Below are 21,233 nucleotides of genomic sequence, written 5' to 3'. Positions count from 1 at the left end.
AAAGCACATTGAATGGATAGGATTAAAATTCATTGTAAATAACTATCGCATTCGAGGAATAAAATTATGAGTTTTAAAGAGCTGGGATTGATTGAGCCCTTGGTTTTGTCAACCAGCGAATTGGGATACCTGAAGCCTTCCCCTATTCAGACACAGGCGATTCCTGCTGTTTTGGGAGGAAGAGATGTTTTGGCTTCCGCACAGACAGGCACAGGAAAAACAGCAGGTTTTGTTCTGCCTCTTTTACAAAAGATCCATGATAAGCCCCGGGCCAGATCCAATCGGGCTCTCATTCTGATATTAACTCCTACCAGAGAGCTGGCAGCGCAGGTTCACGAAAGTATTTTGGAATACGGACGTCATTTGTCATTGCGTTCCGCTGTTGTTTTTGGCGGGGTAAAAATTAATCCTCAGATGATGAAATTACGCGGCGGTGTTGAATTATTAGTTGCAACTCCAGGACGGTTGCTGGATTTACATCAGCAGCGAGCGATTTCTTTTGAGCAGATTAATACTTTGGTTCTCGACGAAGCGGATCGAATGCTGGATATGGGGTTTATCCATGACATTAAACGGATTATCGCCTTGTTACCAAAAAATCGGCAGAATCTTTTGTTTTCAGCCACTTTTTCCGATCAGATTCGATCACTTGTGAAAAATATACTTAATAATCCGGTTGAAATTGATGTGGCTCCACGCAATACGACTGTGGCGACAATCAAACAAACCGTTCATCCGGTTGACAAAGGACGCAAAGCGGCATTGCTCGGTCATCTGATTCATAAAAATAAATGGGGGCAGACCATAGTATTCTCGCGTACCAAACATGGTGCTAACAAGCTGGTCAAACAATTGGCTGAACAGCAGATCTATGCCGCGGCAATTCATGGCAATAAATCACAGTCACAGCGCACCAAGGTTCTGGCTGAGTTCAAAGCGGGTACACTGCATATCCTGGTCGCCACTGATATTGCAGCGCGAGGAATTGATATTGATCAACTGCCCTGTGTGGTCAATTTTGATTTACCGCAAGTAGCTGAAGATTATGTCCATCGCATTGGCCGAACCGGTCGTGCGGGTGCTGACGGCTTGGCGGTGTCTCTGGTAAGCGCCGATGAAGTGGGTCAGTTAAATGCCATCGAAAAATTAATCAAACGCAAATTAAACCGGGTTGAAATTGAAGATTTTGAACCTAATCACAATTTACCTGTTTCAGTTCCTAACAAGACTCCTCCCGGAAAAGCTGTGGCATTCAAGAGGAGAAAACCCCTTGGTGCTGAGAAGCAGCAGGCGAAGCGAAATCGCAGACCTGCTTAATAAAGTATTCTGTGCTGACAAGCTATACAGGAGTTGTCCTGTTCAAAGGATTGATCAGAGTTTTTGAAAGCTGCACAGAAACAAAATTAAGTGATACAATCAGTCCCCTAAACTGTATCTGGCATCAATGGACATTTAACAGGGGACCTTTTAATGAGTCAGTTTTTTGCGATTCACCCGGACAATCCACAGGCAAGATTGCTAAGAAAAGCAGCGTCCATTATTGAAGAGGGTGGCTTGATTGTCTATCCAACTGATTCAGGCTACGCTTTAGGATGCCGTTTGGGCAACAAAGCGGCGCTTGAACGCATCAGACGCCTGCGCCAACTTGATAAAAATCACAATATGACACTGGTTTGCCGCGATCTTTCGCAGTTAGGTACATATGCCAGAGTAACCAATCCTATTTTTCGCCTGTTAAAAGCATTTACCCCTGGTTCTTATACTTTTATTTTGAATGCCACCCATGAGGTGCCCAGGCTTATGCTGCATCCCAAGCGCAAAACATTGGGCTTACGCGTGCCAGACAATAATATCACATTGTCTTTACTGGAATGTCTTGAAGCGCCTCTTATGAGTACGACTTTAATTTTACCGGGTGCTGAAGTTCCCTTGAGTCAACCTGAAGCTATCAGAGATTTGCTGGGCAACCAGATTGATTTGATTATTGATGGAGGCGATTGCGGTCACGAGCCCACGACTGTTGTCGATTTAACTGGTGATTACCCTGTAATAATTCGGGAAGGTAAGGGTGATCCGGAACCGTTTCGCTGATTTTTATAAACCTGAGGTTTTAGATGTCTTTATTTAGTGCTAACAAACGTGTCGTTTCAGGTATGCGTGCCAGTGGCCGTTTACATTTAGGTCATTATCATGGTGTTCTAAAAAATTGGTTGAAGCTTCAACACCAGTATGATTGCTATTTTTTTGTGGCGGACTGGCATGGTTTAACCACTTCCTATGAAGAGCCAGGATTTATTGAAAATATTTTATGGGATATGGTGGTGGACTGGCTGGCTTGCGGCATTAATCCCAGCTTATCCAAGGTGTTCATCCAGTCCTGGGTTCCGGAGCACGCCGAATTGCATTTGCTATTATCAATGATAACGCCGCTTGGCTGGCTGGAAAGAGTCCCTACTTATAAAGATCAACAAGAGAAACTTCGGGAGAAAGATTTATCCACTTATGGATTTCTTGGTTATCCCCTTTTACAAAGCGCTGATGTTTTACTGTATAAAGCTGATTGGGTTCCTGTGGGTGAAGATCAGGTGGCGCATATTGAATTAACCCGTGAAATTGCACGCCGGTTCAATTTTATTTATGGCAAAGAGCCAAACTTTGAAGTGCAGGCGGCTGAAGCAATCAAGAAAATGGGTAAAAAGAATGGTGCCCTTTACAGCGAGTTGCGTAAAAAATTTCAGCAAGAGGGTTGCCATGAATCGCTGAACACCGCTAAAGCATTGATTGCTAATCAACACAATCTTTCGATTGGGGATAAAGAGCGTTTAATGGGTTATCTGGATGGTTCAGGAAAAATTATTCTTCCAGAGCCGCAACCGCTGTTGACGGAAACACCGAAAATGCCAGGCACAGACGGACAAAAAATGTCGAAATCCTATGGCAATACAATTAGCCTGAGAGAAGATTTGACGCAGGTTGAAAAGAAAATTTTTACTATGCCGACCGATCCTGCCCGAGTTAAACGCACAGATCCGGGCGAGCCTGAGAAATGTCCAGTCTGGCAATTGCATAAAATTTACTCCTCTGAGGATGTAAAAGACTGGGTGCAAACTGGCTGCCGCTCCGCTGGAATTGGCTGTATTGATTGCAAACGCCCTGTGGTGGATGCGATTAAACAGGAATTGATTCCTATTCAGGAAGCGATTAAAAATTATGAGGGCGATTTAAGTTCGGTTAAACGTCTGGTTGCGGAGGGTAGTGAAGCCGCTCGAGATGAAGCAAATAAAACTCTGAAAGATGTACGTGAAGTCATAGGTCTTGATTATTAATGCACACTGCTGAAACAGAGCCGGAACAAACAATACTCGCAACAATCGGAGGCAAGCCATTCACTGATTTGCCTCCTGATCTGTTCATCCCGCCTGATGCACTGGAAGTATTGCTTGACTCATTCACCGGACCTTTGGATCTCCTTCTGTATCTGATTAGAAAGCAGAATTTGGATATTCTGGACATTCCTATGGCATTGATTACCCGTCAATATATGCAATACATCCAATTGATGACGGATAGAATGGAATTGGCTGCCGATTATCTGGTGATGGCTGCCATGCTTGCTGAAATTAAATCAAGGATGCTTTTGCCGCAAACTGGTTCTGAAGAAGAAATTGAAGAAGATCCGCGGACGTCATTGGTTAGAAAATTACAACTTTATGAACAATTTAAACAGGCCGCACTACAATTAGATGAATTACCCCGGGAAGAACGGGATTTTTTCAGCGTGAATCTGCAGGTTGATGGTGCGGAAAAACTAAGGTTACATCCGGATGTTTCGCTGCAATCCCTAATAGAAGCAATGGCTGAGCTGATTATCCGTCAGGGTCATCAGGTGCATCATCAGATTATGCGTGAACCGCTATCGGTTCGGGAGCGAATGGCCATTGTTCTTGAACGCCTGCAGCAGGGCGAAAACATGTCCTTTGTCGCACTGTTAAACAAGGAAGAAGGACGAATGGGAATTGCCGTTACATTATTGGCTGTTCTCGAGTTAGCCCGGCAGTCAATTGTCATTATTATTCAAACGGCCGCGTTTGAGCCTATTCATATTCGTGAGTTTGATAATGGATGAAATTAACTTAAGAGGAATCCTGGAAGCTTTATTAATGAGTTCAGAAAGTCCATTGACTATTGAACAATTGCAATCGGTATTTGATGAGTGTCCTCCGGAAAAAGAAATAATCAAGCAGGAGCTTGCGAATCTCGCCCGGCAGTATAATAACACTGGTATTGAGTTAAAGCAGTTAGCCAGTGGTTTTTGTATACAGACACGAGCTAAATACAGTTACTGGGTTAATCGGCTTAATGCCGAAAAACCGGTAAAATATTCGCGAGCCTTGCTGGAAACACTCGCCATTATTGCCTATCGCCAGCCGGTTACACGCGCTGATATCGAAGAGATCCGCGGGGTTGCAGTAAGTACCGCAATCATCAAAACCCTGTTAGAGCGCAACTGGATACGGGCAGCGGGTTATCGGGATGTTCCCGGAAGGCCAGCCGTGTATATTACGACCAAATTTTTTTTGGATTATTTTAATTTATCATCAATCCATCAGCTGCCGCCGCTTCCTCGTTTTGAGGATATGCCTTCAGGCAAAACCGAGCAGTCTGTCGATGCAAAAGAAGAGTGTGTTGAATTATGAAAGAACGTTTACAAAAGATATTAAGCCAGGCAGGCTTAGGCTCGCGCAGGGAAATGGAGAAGTGGATTGAGCAGGGTTTAGTTTCAGTGAATGGACAAGTGGCCAAAATAGGAGAATCGGCTGGTCCGGAAGATAAAATTGCGGTAAAAGGCAAACTTATAGTAAACCCTCTTAAGCATAAGGTTAAAACTCGGGTGCTTATCTATCATAAGCCAGTCGGTGAAATTTCCAGCCGCCGCGATCCCAAACATAGCAAGACCGTTTTTGATCAGTTGCCTCATTTAAAAGAAGGCCGCTGGGTTCAGGTCGGTCGTTTGGATATTAATACCTCGGGTTTGCTTATATTTACGAATAATGGCGAATTGGCAAATCATCTGATGCACCCCAAACAACAACTTGAGAGAGAGTATGCTGTTCGTGTACATGGTCAGGTCAGTGATGAAATTGTGAGCAACCTTTTAAAGGGTGTTACTCTGGATGATGGTTTCGCCAAATTCAAAAAAGTGGAATACCGGGGCGGTGAGGGGGCGAATGCCTGGTATCATGTCACGCTGACTGAAGGACGAAATCGTGAAGTCAGACGCCTTTGGCAATCGCAAGGTGTTGAAGTGAGCCGCTTAATTCGCATCCGTTATGGTCGAATTACCATGCCAAGATCGCTGGCCAGAGGCGATTGTCAGGAGTTGTCCGATAAGGAAGTGCATTCCTTTTTATCATCAGTAGGCATGAACGACGCATAACATGATGATGTGTAAATTCCCTAATTATTTTAGAAGATAGATGTAACATGACAAGAAAACGCAAAACTCTACCTGTTTCAAGCACTGCTATTATCGAGAAATTCAGTCATGATGGACGTGGAATCGCTCGTATCAATGGTAAAACAACATTTATTGATGGTGCATTACCTGAGGAAACCGTTTCATTTGAGTACCTGCGGACTAAAAAGGATTATGACGAGGGAAGACTCGTTGAGGTGATTAAAGCTTCAGTTCATCGGGCAAACCCGCGCTGTCAGCATTATCAGCTTTGCGGCGGCTGCTCCTTACAGCATTTGGATGAAGAGACGCAAATTCAGGAGAAGCAAACCCTGCTGTTGGATATGTTCCAGCGAATTGGCCATTGCGAGCCAGACGAGCTCCTTGAGCCGCTAAGTGCTGGCAGTTGGAATTACAGAAATAAAGCCCGTTTGAGTGTTCGTTATGTGCATAAAAAGCAAGCCGTTCTGGTTGGTTTTCGAGAAAAAAATAATCCTCGCTATATCACAGAAATCAGCCATTGCCCGGTCTTGCATAAAAAAGTGGATGATAACATTCAGGCTTTGCGCCAATTGATGGGTTCTTTAGAGTCGCCTGAAAAGATAGCACAGATTGAGGTGGCGGCAGGCGATGAAGAAGTGGCTTTAATTTTACGAAATCTGGATGCATTATCCAGTCAGGAAGAACAGCAATTGAAGGCATTTGCCGATGCCAGCGGCTTTATCTTATATCTTCAGCCCGGTAACAGTGAAACTGTAAAACGTTTCTACCCGGAATCAGATGATGAGTTTCTGCACTATGAATTACCTGAGGAGGGCATTCGCTATCAATTTCACCCCACTGATTTCACTCAGATCAATGCGAGATTAAATCGACTTATGATTTCAAAAGCTTTAGAATTATTGGAATTAAATCAAGAGGATACAGTTCTTGATCTGTTTTGCGGACTGGGGAATTTCTCATTACCCATTGCCAAACGATGCCGCATGGTGATTGGTTTTGAAGGAAGTGAAACGATGGTTGAGCGCGCAGCGATGAATGCCAGGATTAATCAGCTGGATAATCTGCAATTTTATGCCGACAATCTTGATGAGCCAGATGTTCTGGCTAAATTTAATCTTCCAGGCATCAGTAAAATGTTAATTGATCCTCCGCGTTCAGGAGCACTGGAAATTATGCGGCAAATCGATAAACTTAAACCAGAGCGTATTATTTATGTTTCCTGTAATCCAGCCACTCTGGCTCGTGATAGCGATATTCTGGTTAATCAGAAGGGGTATCGTTTCATCGCTGCAGGGGTTATGGATATGTTTCCTCACACGTCTCATGTAGAATCGATTGCGGTGTTTCAGAAGGAAAAGTAGTCATGGTAAAGGTTAAAGAAGATACTCCCTGGTTAAGCGATAATGGTATTGATCTGGAGCAATGGCTGCACCAGTTAGGGAGCAAGGGGTATTTTCAGGATTTGGATTTAATCCGCAATGCCTGCACCTTGAGCCAGCTCGCAGGCTTTGATCATGCTACTGAAACCGGGATTTCCTGTCTGCAGCAGGGTTTACAAATGGCTGATCTGCTGGCTGATCTTGAAGTGGATCAGGAGACACTTAGCGCTGCTATTATTTTTGAAAATGTTCATTATGCGGAGCTCTCACTGGATGATGTCGAAGAGCAGCTGGGGCCATCGATAGCCAAGCTGGTTAAAGGCATTGAAAAAATGAGTGCTATTCATAATCTGCAGGCGCTTAACAAATATCCGCAAAATAAACATCAGATTGATAATGTGCGCAAGATGCTGCTGGCTATGGTGGATGATGCACGGGTAGTGCTGATTAAGCTGGCTGAGCGTTTATGTGTATTGCGTACCTGCTCACAATTACCGGAAGCTATTCGCCGCCAGATTGCCACTGAGGTCATGGAGATTTATGCGCCTCTGGCGAATCGTCTTGGAATCGGTGCCATCAAATGGGAAATGGAGGATCTCGCTTTTCGCTATCTCCATCCAGCTGAATACAAGTCAATCGCCAAAGGCTTAAAGGCCAAACGTCTGGACCGCGATCGCTATGTTAATCTGATTGTCCAGGAGTTGAATAAACGGATTAAAGCTACCGGCGCTACCCATTTTGCTGTTTACGGACGCTCTAAACATATTCACAGTATTTACAAAAAAATGCAGCGCAAGAATGTGCCGCTGGAGGAAATTTATGATGCTACGGCAGTTCGCGTCCTCCTGGAAACGAAAGAGCAATGCTATGATGTGTTAAGTATGGTGCATGCCTTATGGAAGCAAATTCCCGCTGAGTTTGACGATTACATTGTCAATCCCAAACCTAATGGATATCAATCGCTGCATACAGCAGTAGAAGGCCCAGAGGATCGCGTATTCGAAGTTCAAATCAGAACTTTCCACATGCATGATCTGGCTGAAATGGGAGTAGCTGCCCATTGGAAATACAAAGAAGGCGGATTTCAGCAAAAAGAAAGCCATGAACGCAAAATTGAATGGCTCCGGGATGTTTTGGCCTGGCATAAGGAAATGGCTGCTTCCAGCGGTGTTTCTGAAGCAATGGAAACCGAGTTTCTTGAAGACCGTGTCTATGTATTTACTCCGGATGGCGATGTGCTCGATCTGCCCAGTGGTGTGACTCCTCTTGATTTTGCCTATCACGTTCATAGTCAGCTGGGTCACAGATGCCGCGGTGCGAAAGTGAATGGTTCTATTGTTAACCTGACTTATCAGCTGAAAACGGGCGATCGGGTCGAAGTGTTGACTGGCAAAGAATCACGGCCGTCACGCGACTGGATCAATCCTCATTTAAACTATCTGAGAACTTCTCGGGCAAGGGCAAAGGTGCTGCATTGGTTTAAAATGCAGGATTATGACAAAAACAAGGCGGAAGGCCATGAGATTCTCGATAAGGAATTAAAAAACCTTGGCATCAAAATGGATCGCCTTGGCGACGTCGTCTCTTCATTTAACTTCAAGCGTCTGGACGATATGCTGGCAGCATTAGGCCGCGGCGATATAAAGCTGGGACAAATATTACATCGTATCACGCCATCTGTTGAATCAGAGCCAGACATTCATACGATTGTTAAATCCCAAGCCATTCCTGAGGTTAAAGGAAGTGATTTACGTATCGAGGGAGTCGGTAATTTATTGACTAATATGGCGAGATGCTGTCAGCCATTACCCGGTGATGATGTCGTTGGTTATATTACCGTTGGACGCGGGGTGTCTGTTCACCGCAAAGATTGCGCTAATATTCTGCATGCCAGTGACAGACAAAAGCAGCGTTTTCTGGAAGTTTCCTGGGGCTCGGCCACTCGCGATCACTATGTGGTTGACGTCATTATCAAAGCGTTCGACCGCTCAGGGCTTTTACGGGATGTCACATCGTTGTTATCCAATGAAAAAGCGCATGTCTATGCCTTGCAAACGCAAAGCGACAAGCAGGAAAACATGGCGACTATTAAATTAACTGTTGAAATTGACGGCTTGAACAGCCTTTCGAGGTTGCTGAACAAACTGGAGCAAATACCTAATGTTTTAGAAGCTCGCAGGCAGGTTTAAACCGGTTTATTCTGAGGAGAGCAAAGTAATAAAATCCCATCTCCCAAGTTGGGAGAGGGCTAGGGTCACTGCCATTAAGTTAGGGAAATTCTGCAATTGCATGTAGGTTGTGCCCTTGGCACAACATTGAGTCTGGAGTGGTTAAACCCTTTTGTTGGGCCAAGGGCCCAAGCTACAATGATTCCTTAACTTAATGGCAGTGAGGACTAGGGTAAGGGTTGACTTAACTACTTAGGACCTACAAGAGGAGACTGTTCCGGCGTTGGATTACTGGTTACAATCCTTGAAATCCAGCTTGAGAGGAAAGCAGGGCTCCAGCTTCCTTGTCTCTCAGAAGCAGCTCTTCGTGATTCTCTTGCTGCTTGCAATCTTTCTTCAAGAACTGCGGCGTCTGCTTCCGCCTTCTTAACAAGGTTCAATTCTGCGATTGTGACTGTACGTTTGACTCCCTGCGTATATTCCACATGCGCTGCATAAGTTTGTGTGAATTGTCTTTTAATAGTTTCCATATCAAGCTCTATTGGAAATCTGACAACATTCCAATAATTGTATTCACCGGGTACATTGGCGGTTAACGAGAGCATTTCATCATTTACGATTTTTGATAATGGGATAATCTCGATGTCGTATCCTAAATGTTGGCGGCGTTCTTCATGAACTTTAGTTACATCGTCTCCCGTAATGAATAAATACTGATGGACGCTCTGATGCTCGAATTTAAGGCATTTTATATTAAGGATATGGGTATCCATAAACGATTTAACAGTGTACTTAGCGGTGAAATTTTCCAGTGCTTTTTCATTATCAAACAACAAACCGGATGTTGCATCATCGCTATCAGCTAAGAATATAAGCCGCTGGCAATCTCTATTTATTAAGGGATCCACAGCGGGTAATTCACTTACATTGAATAGTTCATTTTTAGTAGTAAGATAAAGCTTGAATTCTGGAATTAAGCCAATTCTGGCAGGAGACGAGGGAGTTTCTGATATGCTGTTGTATTGGAAGGGTAAAAGGATTGTTTCACTTGGCGCTTGAAGTGAGGCTATAAAGCTTCCATATACTTTATTATGTTTTGACTCATTAAGCGTATCTTCCTCTGCAAAAGATAAAGGAGTGATTGTTGACAGCCACTTGGTTGGCACAAGAATTACTTTAATCATATTTAATTTCTATCCGGTGAACAATGCGGGCATTATATCACCGTAAAGTACAAAATTCAAACAAATTAAAGAAGATAAATTGTCGGCGGACTTATGTCTGCCGACATGAGGCTGGCTTATCAGCTGAAGTACGATATGTTTCTTACTTCTTCTTGACTATCTTTAGATTCTTCCTTCTTGGTTACTGGCTGCGGTACTGTAGCGCCGTACATCCCATGTCGATTAGTTCCGGGGCTGGATGGCTGTTCTTCCTTGAGAGAACTTAATTCTAATTCCAGTTCGTCTTTTTGAGCGATCAACTCTTGCAGTTTTTTATTCAGAGGGCCTTCAGTTTCAATGGTTGCCAATATTTCCTTATCAAGCTTCGCGGGATCAACCATTCGGATTTCTTTGGTCTGTCTCAAGCGTTTGAATAAATCCAGACCTTTACCAATTAAGAAAAGAAGTCTGGCTTTAAATCCGGAATATTCTGGCGAATAATTCTCATCTCTTGGTTGTTTTTGCTCTTTATCCACCATAACCATTAATGAGATACTTTCAGGACCTGCTTTTTTTAAGTGCTTTCTGACTTCAAGATAGGTGTGTGCGGTTTCACAGACGTCGTCCAGAAAAATAACATCTCGTCCACCCAAAGGAACTTTGGATTCAGCAATGATATTGACCTTACCGCCTGTTGTCTTATTACCATAGCTGGAAACCTGCATGGTAGCTGGCGTGTATATATATCCGAGCTCATTCAGTGCATCTTCTACATCGCGGGCAAAGGGTATTCCTCCATCGAGAAGAGTAATGAGTACCGGATTAGTGCCCTGTGGGTGGTTTTTTACAATCTCGGCTGCCAATTCTTTGGCACGAACCTTAATTTGTTCAGCGGTGAATGCTACAGGACTTTCTTCCCAGACTTTGTCCGCATAGTCTTGGGTAATCTTATGAACTCGTTTCAGTTCGGCAGTTACTGCTTTGATTTCGATGTCAGTCTGCTTTATTTTTTGCATCAATGCTTGTCTTGTCACAACACACCTCATGTTAAATGTAATAGCTAAATACAGCGTGCAGGATTTTTATTCATTAAGTAAGAAATAGCAATAATTTTTAATATCAGGCGCGTAAAATAATACCCAAAGCAACTCGTCTTTGCTCACTTAATAAGACATTATAGGTTCTACAGGCGGCGCCAATTGACATGGATTCCAAACCGATTCGCTTTTGCGCTAATTGCTGCAGAATAAAAGCGGGTGGAAATTTACCTGGTTGTGTATGGCCGATAATAATAATTTCCGGTTGAATGTGTAAAAAATTTTCAATCGACTGAGCGCTCATTTCCGCAATGCTTACGAGTGGCCAATCAGTTACTCCCTGGGATGAAACGATAAGATTGTGCTGATAAATTTCGCCGTCAATTTTGACTTCTGAATCACTGTATGCCTGCACGGCAAATTTATCTGCGGATTCCAAATGTAGGTGCATGGTTTTTAGTCACACAATAATTTATAATATGGAGCATTATATCATAGAGGTGAATCATGAGTCAGTTTCCACGTATAAAACGTTTACCCCCTTATGTCTTTAATACAATGACCCAATTAAAGTCAGAAGCGCGGGCGCGTGGAGAGGACGTCATTGATTTTGGCATGGGAAATCCCGATCAGCCTACGCCGCAGCATATCGTGGACAAGCTTGTTGAAACAGCTCAACGTCCCGATACGCATCGTTACTCGATGTCAAAGGGTATCCCTCGCTTGAGACGGGCGATGGCCGGTTGGTATAAGCGCAATTACAATGTCGAGCTCGATAGCGAAAAGCAGGTACTGACCACCATTGGATCCAAAGAAGGCCTTGCTCATCTGGCCCTGGCTATCAGCGGCCCGGGAGATACGGTGATTGTACCTGACCCTGCCTATCCCATTCATACCTATGGTTTTATCATTGCGGGAGCTAATGTCAAGCAAATTCCGCTGGTGGATGAAAATCAGTTCTTGCAGGATATTGAAATAGCCATTGAGCAAACCTGGCCACGGCCAAAAGCGCTGGTGATTAACTTTCCTGCCAATCCCAGTACACACTGTGTGGAATATGACTTTTTTGTAAAAATAGTTGAGTTGGCAAAGCGTCATCACATCTGGATTATTCATGATTTGGCCTATGCTGATATCGTCTTTGACGGGTATAAGGCTCCCTCCATTTTACAGGTTCCCGGTGCTATCGATATTGCCATTGAAACCTATTCAATGTCCAAATCCTATAACATGCCGGGCTGGCGGGTTGGTTTTGCCTGTGGAAACGAGGAACTGGTCGCCGCTTTAACCCGCATAAAATCCTATCTCGATTACGGCACTTTTACCCCAATTCAGGTGGCAGCAATTGCAGCACTTGAGGGACCAGATGATTGCGTCCATGAAATTAGATCCTTGTACGAAAAGCGCCGCGATGTACTTTGTGAGGGCTTGTGCGAACTGGGCTGGTTTGTGGAAAAGCCAAAAGCCACCATGTTTGTCTGGGCCAAAATTCCTCCTTTTTATCGGCATATGGGGTCGCTTGAGTTTTCCAAATACCTTTTACAGGAAGCGCATGTCGCGGTATCCCCTGGTATTGGTTTTGGTCCGCAGGGTGATCAGTATGTCCGTTTTGGGCTGATTGAAAACAGACAGCGTACCCGTCAGGCACTTCGTAATTTAAAAGCCTTATTTAAAAAGGATGGTTACGCTGAGGCAGTATAAATGGATATTATCATCAATGGTGTATCTGATGATTGCCCCTCTGGAGCCAGTCTCTTACCAACTCAGGGTAATTACTGGCTGAACATTCTTCATGTTCTTGATAGTCATAATGAAAATCCTGCGCTCGGAGATTTTTTGCGGCGTCTTCATCAACTGGATGGCCAATGGATTGTCGCCTCTCCCATTCACTGGGAAGCGACTCATAATGATGCAATGATTGTGGCAATGGGCCAGGAGCTCGGTTTAAGCGACGACAAGGCACGAAATTTATACCTTCAGGTTAAACAATTTTTAGAAGAGGATGGTTGTTCAGTTTATTACCATGACGCTCACTTATGGCTGTTGAATCCAAGTGATAAGCCCAAATTACAAAGCCAATTTCTTCCTCGCATTTTACATCACTCTTTATTGCCTATCTTAAAAAATATGGGTGAATCTCTATATTGGCAACGTCTGTTTACCGAAATGCAAATGCTGTTTTCTGCAAGCTCCATAATTAATCAGAATAATGAGGCTAATGTAAACGGGCTATGGTTTTATGGTGAAGGGGAATTCCATTTTCCTGGTAAAAAAAGAATTTTCAGCAATGATGTACAATTAGTCTCCGCATTTCCGCAAACGATTATGAGTCTTGATCTCCAGTGTAAACTGGATAAAAACACTGTCATTTGTTTGCAGAATCAACAAGCGCTCGATGCTCTCCTCGATAAAGCAAAAAAGAAAGGTTTGGCAGTTCGCTGTTACTGGAATAATATGGCCTGCCAGATAACCAAACAAAATGTATTGATACGATTGTGGAGATCCCTGATTCATGCAAATAAAAAGAAGAACGATTGCTGAAGTTTCCTTGACTCTGAGCTCATTATCCCCGCTGTTACAACGTATTTATGCGGCCAGAGGTATCGAGCATGAGAGTCAACTGGACAAACGTTTGCAATCCCTGCTTCCTTATAATGAGTTGATTGATATTGGCAAAGCCAGTCAACGTCTCGAGCAGGCCTTACGACAGAAACAAAGAATACTGGTTATTGGTGATTTTGATGCCGATGGCGCTACCTCAACCGCAGTAGCTATTTCGGCGTTGAGGAGCATGGGGGCAGCCCATGTGGATTATCTGGTTCCTAATCGCTTTGAATTTGGCTATGGACTGACTCCTGCAATTGTTGAGGTGGCCAGACAACGGACTCCTGATTTATTAATTACTGTCGATAACGGCATTGCCAGCATTGAGGGCGTGGATGCTGCCAACCAGGCGGGAATAGATGTACTAATTACTGATCACCATTTACCCGGAGATCAATTGCCCAAAGCCTGTGCTATCGTGAATCCTAATCAGCAGGGCGATGGATTCGCCAGTAAATCAATGGCAGGAGTTGGGGTTATTTTTTACGTCATGCTTGCCTTGCGCAGGCACCTGGTGAATTCCAACTGGTTCGCCGAACAAGGTATTGAAGCACCGAATATGGCCCAGTTTCTGGATTTGGTGGCCTTGGGAACCGTTGCGGATGTCGTGACTCTGGATCAAAACAATCGCATCATGATTAATCAGGGAATTGCCCGGATTCGGCAAGGGCATTGCCGGCCTGGCATTTTGGCCTTACTGGAAGTTGCAGGCAAGAATGCTGAAACGATTCGCGAATCGGATATGGGATTTTCTGTTGCTCCGCGTTTGAATGCTGCCGGGCGTCTTGATGATATGTCTTTAGGCATTGAATGCCTGTTGTGTGAGGATATGAACCGGGCAAGGCTTTATGCCCGTCAATTGGATGAGTTAAACCAGGAGCGCCGTCAAATTGAGGCGGAGATGAAAGAGCAGGCTTTAGCGGTCGTAAACCAGATGGCCAAAAAAATGGAAAATAGCGCTCATCTTCCTCCGGCTTTATGCTTAATGGATGAAAATTGGCATCAGGGTGTGATAGGAATCCTGGCGGGTCGCCTGAAAGACCGCTTTCACCGGCCGGTTATCGCTTTCGCGGTAGTCAGTGACAATGAAATGAAAGGATCTGCACGCTCGGTTTCAGGCCTTAATATTCGAGATGTTCTTGCAGAAATCGATACCCATTACCCAGGTCTTATCAATCGCTTTGGCGGTCATGCGATGGCTGCGGGATTAAGTTTGCATCCTGGTGCATTTTCAGACTTTCAGAAAGTGTTTGTTGAAGAAGTCGCAAAACATCGCCATGAACTGGATTTAGAAGGGGTATTATTAAGCGATGGCTCGCTTACATCATCCGAACTATCCATAGAAACTGCTTTAATGCTGCAACAGGCAGGTCCCTGGGGGCAGCAATTCCCGGAACCTTGCTTTGATGACGTATTTGAAATCATTGAACAGCGCTTGGTAGGTAAAAATCATCTCAAGCTGAGCCTTATTCGTGAAAGCGGGGGCGATACAATTGATGCGATAGCATTTAATGTGGATCTCAATCAATGGCCGAACCATCGTCTGCGCAAATTGCATATGGCATATAAACTGGACATTAATATGTTCCAGAGGCGAGCACGGCTACAGTTAATAGCTGAAATGTTAGTCCCTTTGACGTAAATGCGCACTTACAATTAATTTGTACAAAATAAAAGCTACTGTATACTATGTCTAATTTTTTGAAGTTTATTTTCCATTATGTCTAGTGATGCGATTTTTTCCCCATTGGCTATTGCCCCAATGATAGACTGGACGAATACTCATTTTCGCGTATTCATGCGTCTGATAGCCCCTAAGGCTTTGCTTTATACGGAAATGCAGACAGCAGGAGCGATACGCAACAAGCCGGAGCGGGCATTAGGCTATGATGCCTCTGAACACCCTCTGGCTTTACAATTAGGGGGCTCAGAGCCTGAGGTACTTGCGGAATGTGCAAAGATTGCAGAGGAAAGGGGCTTTGCGGAAGTGAATCTGAATTTAGGCTGCCCCAGTGATCGAGTCCTGGCTGGGCGCTTTGGCGCCTGTATGATGCAAGAGCCGGCGCTAGTTGGCGAATGTATCGCTGCGATGAAGGAGGCTGTCCGAATTCCGGTTACAGCCAAGACGCGGATAGGTATAGACCATCAGGACAGTTATGATTTTTTTGCCCGCTTTGCTGAGCAAATTATTAATGCAGGTGCTGACAAGTTAATTGTCCATGCGCGAAAAGCCTGGCTGCATGGTTTAAACCCCAAGCAAAACCGCAGTATTCCCGCCATAAACTATGACTATGTTTATCGATTGAAAAAAGAGTTTCCAGCGACCCCAATAGTTGTAAATGGAAATATATCAAACCTTGAGGCCATTAAAACACATCTTGAACAAGTAGATGGCGTTATGCTTGGCCGGCTAGCCTGCGATAATCCCTATGCGCTGGCTGGTTTACATCGTTACGTCTATCCTGATGTTCCCGTTCTAAAGCGTTTAAATATCTTTAAGAAATATATTCATTATGCGAAAATTCAATTAGCCCAATCAGTCCCGCTTTCGGTCCTGTTAAAGCCTGTTTTTAATTTTTATCATGGACAGTCAGGGAATAAAGAATGGAAAGCATTATTGCAGTCTATATTGCAAACTAAAAATGCCAATCAGTTGGACTTTGCGATAGAATGGCTGGAAAATCGGGAGTCATTACTTAACTCAGTCATTCCCGCTTGTGAGTAAGACCAGCCCTGTTTATGACCAAATCTGCATCGCTTTGAAGTTTAGAGAATTTTCAGGAGTAATTATGTTCACAAAAACCGCGTTAGCCTTGCTTATTAGTCTGGTTTCCCTTACTGCCAATGCCTATTTTTGTCTATCGGGCTATCATTACAGTGAAAATTATAGCTTTCAGGCAAGCTGCGATTACTATCGTCTGCAGGATTTAATGAGAGGGAAAACTTACAATACAAGTTGTTATAAAGGATTAATTTTTTATTACTATTGCCAACTGGATGAGAAGCCTGTCAGCGCTAAGTGAGCTGCTTTCCCCATTCATAAACTTTTTGCTCATCAACAATATTGCGTGTTTCAGCAAAACCCTCTCTGTTTTTCAGGGGTTCAATTGCTGAGGCAGCAATATTAATGCAGTCGGGTTTCGCATGTTTTTGCATATGCCCCGCAATATCAATTGCCCGATCACTGACTTGTTCCAGCGGAGTATCATCATCGATATAAACAAAGCCGCCATTTATGCCGCAGCGGACATGAAAGTTTCGTTTAATCTGTTTTGAGTGTTGATTAAAGTCAACCAGGCGTTCAAGAAGCATTTTGGCCGCGCTAACCGCCTCATCAATATTTTGAAAGCAGCTCATCATACCATCAGGAGTCATTGCATATTTAATGACATGGTTTTCTTTCAGGCACTGTATTACTAATTCATTGTAGCGATCGAAATCATAGGCCGCGAGGTACTTGTCTTCATTACGTTTCATTCCTGTGGAATCCACTACATCAATGGATAGAAATGCTAATTGCTGTCCCATCGCATCCAGTTTACTTTTAAGACGGGCAAACTCTTTCAACATTTTTCGCCGCTCGCTGGATGAGAGAGAGGAATCGAGCCGCGAAAATTTACTGTCGATTTCCTGCATCTGCTCCCTGGACAGGCGTTCCTCAAGTTTTTTTCGCCACTGCTGGTATTGAATACTTTCTCGTCTTTTGTATAGCAATAAACCGAGCTTATCCTGTATTACGCTTAAAAAGTGCAGGACTATTGAAATTAAGCCTATCAGGATGATCTGACTGAAGTCTGTCCCGGAAAATTGGTAGGGAACCGTTCTTTTGATTAATCCGATTGCTTCGGCGGTATGCGAGTTTGTAAACTGATTCAGTTTCATCAGGACAGGGTAGGCCTTTGGATCGGAGATATAATGGCTTAGAAATGAAATGGCAATGAGTATTATAACCAGGGTGCATAGCATTTTAATAAATCTGACAAGGTAAATGAGTCCTCTTGCGGTTGTGACTTGCATATAGAATGACCTCTTTTTTTTTGAAATAGCTCATTAAGCAGATTATATTTTCTCGCAAAAATCCTGATTCAGTGCAAGGTTCTCTTAAGATTTTAGCCCAAAATTCAACCTGCGCGTATTTTGAAGTTGTGGTGCACTGCCAAGGCATAATACAGAATTTTCATAATTCGAGCCGATTTGGGAGTCTGGAGTTTGTTTTGAGAGCTTAATTTACATAGAAATAGTCTTATTCATGGCAATTTTTCTTTAATTCTAGTAAATTAAGCGCTTTTGACGTGCAAAAAATCACAGGGGATTATTAGGCCATGCTAAATACATTGATGAAAAAAATGTTTGGTAGTCGGAATGAGCGGACCTTGAGACGCATGGAGAAGGTTGTGCTGGCTATCAATGGTTTTGAGCCAATGATGCAAAGCCTCTCTGATGAGCAATTGGCAGCAAAAACCAAAGAATTTAAAGCGCGCCTGGAGCAGGGTGAGTCGCTTGATGAAATGCTGGCTGAAGCATTTGCGGTCGTCAGGGAAGTCTCTGTACGGACAATGGGCTTGCGGCATTTTGATGTGCAATTGATTGGGGGAATGGTTCTGCATGAAGGGAATATTGCCGAGATGCGAACTGGTGAAGGTAAAACCCTTGTAGCCACATTGCCCGCTTACCTAAACGCGATTAGCGGGTTAGGTGTCCACGTGGTGACTGTAAACGATTATCTCGCCAAGCGGGATAGCCAGTGGATGAAGCCAATCTACGAATTTCTGGGCTTAACGGTTGGCGTCATTACCCCCGACATGGCTCATCCAGCAAAACAGGAAGCGTATAAAGCGGATATCGTCTATGGAACCAATAATGAATTTGGTTTTGATTATCTGCGCGATAATATGGCATTCAGCCTGGCAGATAAGGTTCAAAGAGAGCTTAACTTTGCTATCGTCGACGAAGTCGATTCCATCCTCATTGACGAAGCGCGAACGCCTTTAATTATTTCTGGTGCTGCAGAGGGTAGCTCTGACCTTTATGTGAAAGTAAATAAACTGATTCCCCAGCTTAAGAAGCAGGAGGAAGAGGGTGATGGCGGCCATTACACTGTAGATGAGAAGCAGAAACAAGCGCATCTGACTGAGTCTGGTCATCAGATTATTGAAGAATTATTGACCAATGAAGGCTTACTTAATCCAGGAGAAAGTCTGTATCATGCAAGTAATATTATATTAATGCATCATGTTAATGCGTCCTTGCGTGCGCATGTCATGTTTCATCGTGATGTCGATTATATCGTCAAAGACAATCAGGTTGTTATTGTGGACGAACACACTGGACGAACCATGCCCGGCCGTCGATGGTCCGAAGGACTGCATCAGGCTGTTGAAGCCAAGGAACGAGTGGCTATCCAGCATGAAAATCAGACGCTTGCGTCTATTACCTTCCAGAACTTCTTCCGTATTTATAACAAGCTGGCTGGAATGACCGGTACAGCGGATACTGAGGCATATGAGTTTCAGCAGATTTATAACCTGGAAGTAGTTGTCATCCCAACCAATCGCACGATGCAGCGTCAGGACCAGGCCGATCTGGTTTATCTGACTCAGAAAGATAAATACGAAGCGATTATTGAAGATATTCGTGATTGCATTACCAGACGTCAGCCGGTGTTGGTCGGTACGGCGTCTATTGAAGCCTCTGAGCTGGTTAGCCGCCTCCTGGACAAGGCCAAAATCAAGCATCAGGTGCTCAATGCAAAATTCCATGAAAAAGAAGCGCATATCATTGCTGAAGCGGGTCGGCCTGGTGTAGTGACTATTGCTACCAATATGGCGGGCCGGGGAACTGACATCGTATTGGGAGGCAGCTTGTCTGCCGCTCTGGCTGAATTGCCTGCCGATGCTTCAGAAGCTGATCGCCAGAAAGTAAAAGAAGAATGGCAAAAGCGTCATGAAGAGGTATTAAAGGCAGGGGGCTTGCGAATTATTGGTTCCGAGCGCCACGAATCTCGCCGTATTGATAATCAGTTGCGTGGGAGAGCAGGTCGTCAGGGGGATCCTGGCAGCAGCCGCTTTTATCTGTCGCTGGAAGATAATTTAATGCGTATCTTTGCTTCAGAGCGTGTGGCGAATATGATGCGCCGTCTGGGAATGAAACCTGGAGAGCCAATTGAACACAATCTGGTTACCAAAGCAATTGAAAATGCACAGCGTAAATTGGAAGGGCATCATTTTGATGTGCGTAAGCAATTACTGGACTACGATAATGTTGCAAACAATCAGCGTAAAGTGATTTATAGCCAGCGTGCTGAAATCATGGCAATGAGTGATCCTAAGGAAACTGTCGATTCAATGCGCGAAGATGTAATATTCGGTCTGGTTGATAATTATATTCCTCCCCAGAGCCTTGAAGATCAATGGGATTTAAAAGGTTTAGCCAGTACTCTGCAGGAAGATTTTCAAATTAAAGCCGATGTAGAAAGCTGGGTTGAAAACGATCACTCTTTGCAACCTGAACAAATCAGGGATCGAATCTTTGATTTATGCTTGAAACGCTATGAGGAAAAAGAGCAGCTTGCCGGACGCGAAGTGCTTGCACAATTTGAGAAATCAGTAATTCTCCAGACGATGGATACTCAATGGCGTGAGCACCTGGCAGCAATGGATCACCTGCGTCAGGGAATTCACTTACGGGGTTATGCTCAGAAAGATCCGAAGCAGGAATACAAACGAGAGGCTTTCACCTTGTTTACGATGATGTTAGACAATTTGAAATACGATATTATTCGTCTGCTTACCTCTGTTCAAGTGCAGACTGAAGAAGATGTGAATGCGGTCGAGGAGCAACGCCGCTCTGAACAGGTTCAGAAAATGCAATTTATTCATGAAGACGAGTCATCAACTGAACAAGACCAGCAGCAAGAAGGACAAACTACTTTTCGCCGAACAGAGCAAAAAGTGGGCCGCAATGAGCCTTGCCCTTGTGGTTCTGGTAAAAAATATAAAAGCTGTCATGGTAGTCTTGCGTGAAAGTAGTTGTTGCAGTCATTGTTGACCACTTGCAGAAAATTCTCATTACTCAAAGGCCCTTGCATGTTCCGCATCCAGGGGCCTGGGAGTTTCCCGGAGGGAAAGTCGAGGCTTCAGAAAATGCAGCCGATGCGCTGGTACGTGAAGTTCATGAAGAAGTTGGTTTAGCTGTAGAGAGTTATGATTTCTTAGGAGAAGTAATTCATTGGTATGGAGAGAAGCTGGTTCAACTCCAGGTCTTTATTGTTTCTGGATTTTCAGGCGTTGCGATTTGTAACGAGTCCCAACTTGGCCTGAAATGGGTTAGTCTTAATCACCTAAACGATTTTGAGTTTCCAGAAGCAAATCTCAAAATTATTCCAATGATAGAAAAGGCTCTTCAATAAAAAAACACCCAATTAT

The 21,233-nt window shown here is 44.0% G+C and carries 19 protein-coding genes; 15 read left to right on the top strand and 4 right to left on the bottom strand.

Annotated features, from left to right (window positions below; translation table 11 throughout):
- Positions 1–66 precede the first annotated feature (66 nt).
- The 8 genes from DYH61_RS08020 to relA all read left to right on the top strand — a co-directional run bounded on the left by DYH61_RS08020 (position 67) and on the right by relA (position 9,026).
- Positions 67–1,317 (top strand): DEAD/DEAH box helicase, encoded by a 1,251-nt coding sequence (locus DYH61_RS08020; protein ID WP_058508373.1) that lies wholly within the window; start codon positions 67–69, stop codon positions 1,315–1,317.
- Positions 1,318–1,470: 153 nt separating this feature from the next.
- Positions 1,471–2,091 carry an L-threonylcarbamoyladenylate synthase gene (locus tag DYH61_RS08015; RefSeq protein WP_058508372.1) on the top strand — a complete coding sequence of 207 codons (621 nt, stop codon included), beginning with the start codon at positions 1,471–1,473 and terminating at the stop codon, positions 2,089–2,091.
- A gap of 23 nt (positions 2,092–2,114) precedes the next feature.
- The gene (locus tag DYH61_RS08010) at positions 2,115–3,326 is read left to right on the top strand and encodes a tryptophan--tRNA ligase (protein WP_058508371.1); all 1,212 of its coding nucleotides are present in this window, start codon (positions 2,115–2,117) and stop codon (positions 3,324–3,326) included.
- Positions 3,326–4,126 carry a segregation and condensation protein A gene (locus DYH61_RS08005; protein ID WP_058508370.1) on the top strand — a complete coding sequence of 267 codons (801 nt, stop codon included), beginning with the start codon at positions 3,326–3,328 and terminating at the stop codon, positions 4,124–4,126. Before DYH61_RS08010 ends, DYH61_RS08005 begins: the two co-directional genes overlap by 1 nt.
- Entirely contained in the window at positions 4,119–4,697 is a 579-nt protein-coding gene (gene scpB / locus DYH61_RS08000; RefSeq protein ID WP_058508369.1) for an SMC-Scp complex subunit ScpB, read from the top strand. Before DYH61_RS08005 ends, scpB begins: the two co-directional genes overlap by 8 nt.
- Positions 4,691–5,437: a 23S rRNA pseudouridine(2605) synthase RluB gene (rluB, locus tag DYH61_RS07995; protein WP_103989323.1), complete on the top strand. Its 747-nt coding sequence runs from the start codon at positions 4,691–4,693 to the stop codon at positions 5,435–5,437. The genes scpB and rluB overlap by 7 nt, the downstream gene beginning before the upstream one ends.
- A 47-nt stretch (positions 5,438–5,484) precedes the next feature.
- Positions 5,485–6,819, top strand: coding sequence for a 23S rRNA (uracil(1939)-C(5))-methyltransferase RlmD (gene rlmD, locus DYH61_RS07990; RefSeq protein WP_058508367.1), 1,335 nt, complete (start codon positions 5,485–5,487; stop codon positions 6,817–6,819).
- Between the two features lie 2 nt (positions 6,820–6,821).
- Positions 6,822–9,026 (top strand): GTP diphosphokinase, encoded by a 2,205-nt coding sequence (gene relA, locus DYH61_RS07985; protein WP_058508366.1) that lies wholly within the window; start codon positions 6,822–6,824, stop codon positions 9,024–9,026.
- Positions 9,027–9,253: 227 nt separating this feature from the next.
- Here the strand turns inward: relA and DYH61_RS07980 are convergent, their stop codons facing one another.
- The 3 genes from DYH61_RS07980 to DYH61_RS07970 all read right to left on the bottom strand — a co-directional run bounded on the left by DYH61_RS07980 (position 9,254) and on the right by DYH61_RS07970 (position 11,656).
- Entirely contained in the window at positions 9,254–10,189 is a 936-nt protein-coding gene (locus DYH61_RS07980; protein WP_058508365.1) for a hypothetical protein, read from the bottom strand.
- A gap of 119 nt (positions 10,190–10,308) precedes the next feature.
- Complete coding sequence (locus DYH61_RS07975; protein WP_160037285.1) at positions 10,309–11,202, bottom strand: phosphoribosyltransferase; 894 nt, start codon at positions 11,200–11,202, stop codon at positions 10,309–10,311.
- 85 nt (positions 11,203–11,287) lie between these two features.
- On the bottom strand, positions 11,288–11,656 hold the full coding sequence (locus DYH61_RS07970; protein WP_058508363.1) for an Mth938-like domain-containing protein: 369 nt from the start codon (positions 11,654–11,656) through the stop codon (positions 11,288–11,290).
- A 56-nt stretch (positions 11,657–11,712) separates the two neighbouring features.
- Here DYH61_RS07970 and alaC point away from each other — a divergent pair, with 56 nt between their 5' ends.
- The 5 genes from alaC to DYH61_RS07945 all read left to right on the top strand — a co-directional run bounded on the left by alaC (position 11,713) and on the right by DYH61_RS07945 (position 16,832).
- Positions 11,713–12,906, top strand: a complete 1,194-nt coding sequence (alaC, locus tag DYH61_RS07965; protein ID WP_058508362.1) for an alanine transaminase — start codon at positions 11,713–11,715, stop codon at positions 12,904–12,906.
- Entirely contained in the window at positions 12,907–13,746 is an 840-nt protein-coding gene (locus DYH61_RS07960; protein ID WP_058508361.1) for a hypothetical protein, read from the top strand.
- A complete protein-coding gene (gene recJ / locus DYH61_RS07955; RefSeq protein WP_058508360.1) occupies positions 13,718–15,451 on the top strand; it encodes a single-stranded-DNA-specific exonuclease RecJ in 1,734 nt (577 codons plus the stop codon). The genes DYH61_RS07960 and recJ overlap by 29 nt, the downstream gene beginning before the upstream one ends.
- A gap of 78 nt (positions 15,452–15,529) precedes the next feature.
- Positions 15,530–16,534 carry a tRNA dihydrouridine(20/20a) synthase DusA gene (dusA, locus tag DYH61_RS07950; RefSeq protein WP_083499257.1) on the top strand — a complete coding sequence of 335 codons (1,005 nt, stop codon included), beginning with the start codon at positions 15,530–15,532 and terminating at the stop codon, positions 16,532–16,534.
- A 64-nt stretch (positions 16,535–16,598) separates the two neighbouring features.
- A complete protein-coding gene (locus DYH61_RS07945) occupies positions 16,599–16,832 on the top strand; it encodes a hypothetical protein (protein ID WP_058508358.1) in 234 nt (77 codons plus the stop codon).
- Here DYH61_RS07945 and DYH61_RS07940 read toward each other — a convergent pair.
- Positions 16,825–17,826: an adenylate/guanylate cyclase domain-containing protein gene (locus tag DYH61_RS07940; protein WP_058508357.1), complete on the bottom strand. Its 1,002-nt coding sequence runs from the start codon at positions 17,824–17,826 to the stop codon at positions 16,825–16,827. The two genes, DYH61_RS07945 and DYH61_RS07940, sit on opposite strands and share 8 nt — an antisense overlap.
- A gap of 305 nt (positions 17,827–18,131) precedes the next feature.
- Between DYH61_RS07940 and secA the strand changes: the two genes are divergently transcribed.
- Both secA and DYH61_RS07930 read left to right on the top strand, forming a co-directional pair.
- The gene (gene secA, locus DYH61_RS07935; RefSeq protein ID WP_058508356.1) at positions 18,132–20,831 is read left to right on the top strand and encodes a preprotein translocase subunit SecA; all 2,700 of its coding nucleotides are present in this window, start codon (positions 18,132–18,134) and stop codon (positions 20,829–20,831) included.
- Entirely contained in the window at positions 20,828–21,217 is a 390-nt protein-coding gene (locus DYH61_RS07930) for a (deoxy)nucleoside triphosphate pyrophosphohydrolase (RefSeq protein WP_058508355.1), read from the top strand. The genes secA and DYH61_RS07930 overlap by 4 nt, the downstream gene beginning before the upstream one ends.
- The last annotated feature ends 16 nt before the right edge of the window (positions 21,218–21,233 follow it).

It is taken from the genome of Legionella quinlivanii (genome assembly GCF_900461555.1).
GTDB lineage: Bacteria > Pseudomonadota > Gammaproteobacteria > Legionellales > Legionellaceae > Legionella_C > Legionella_C quinlivanii.
Note: the sequence above shows the minus strand (reverse complement) of the source record. Positions and strands in the feature narration are given on the sequence as shown.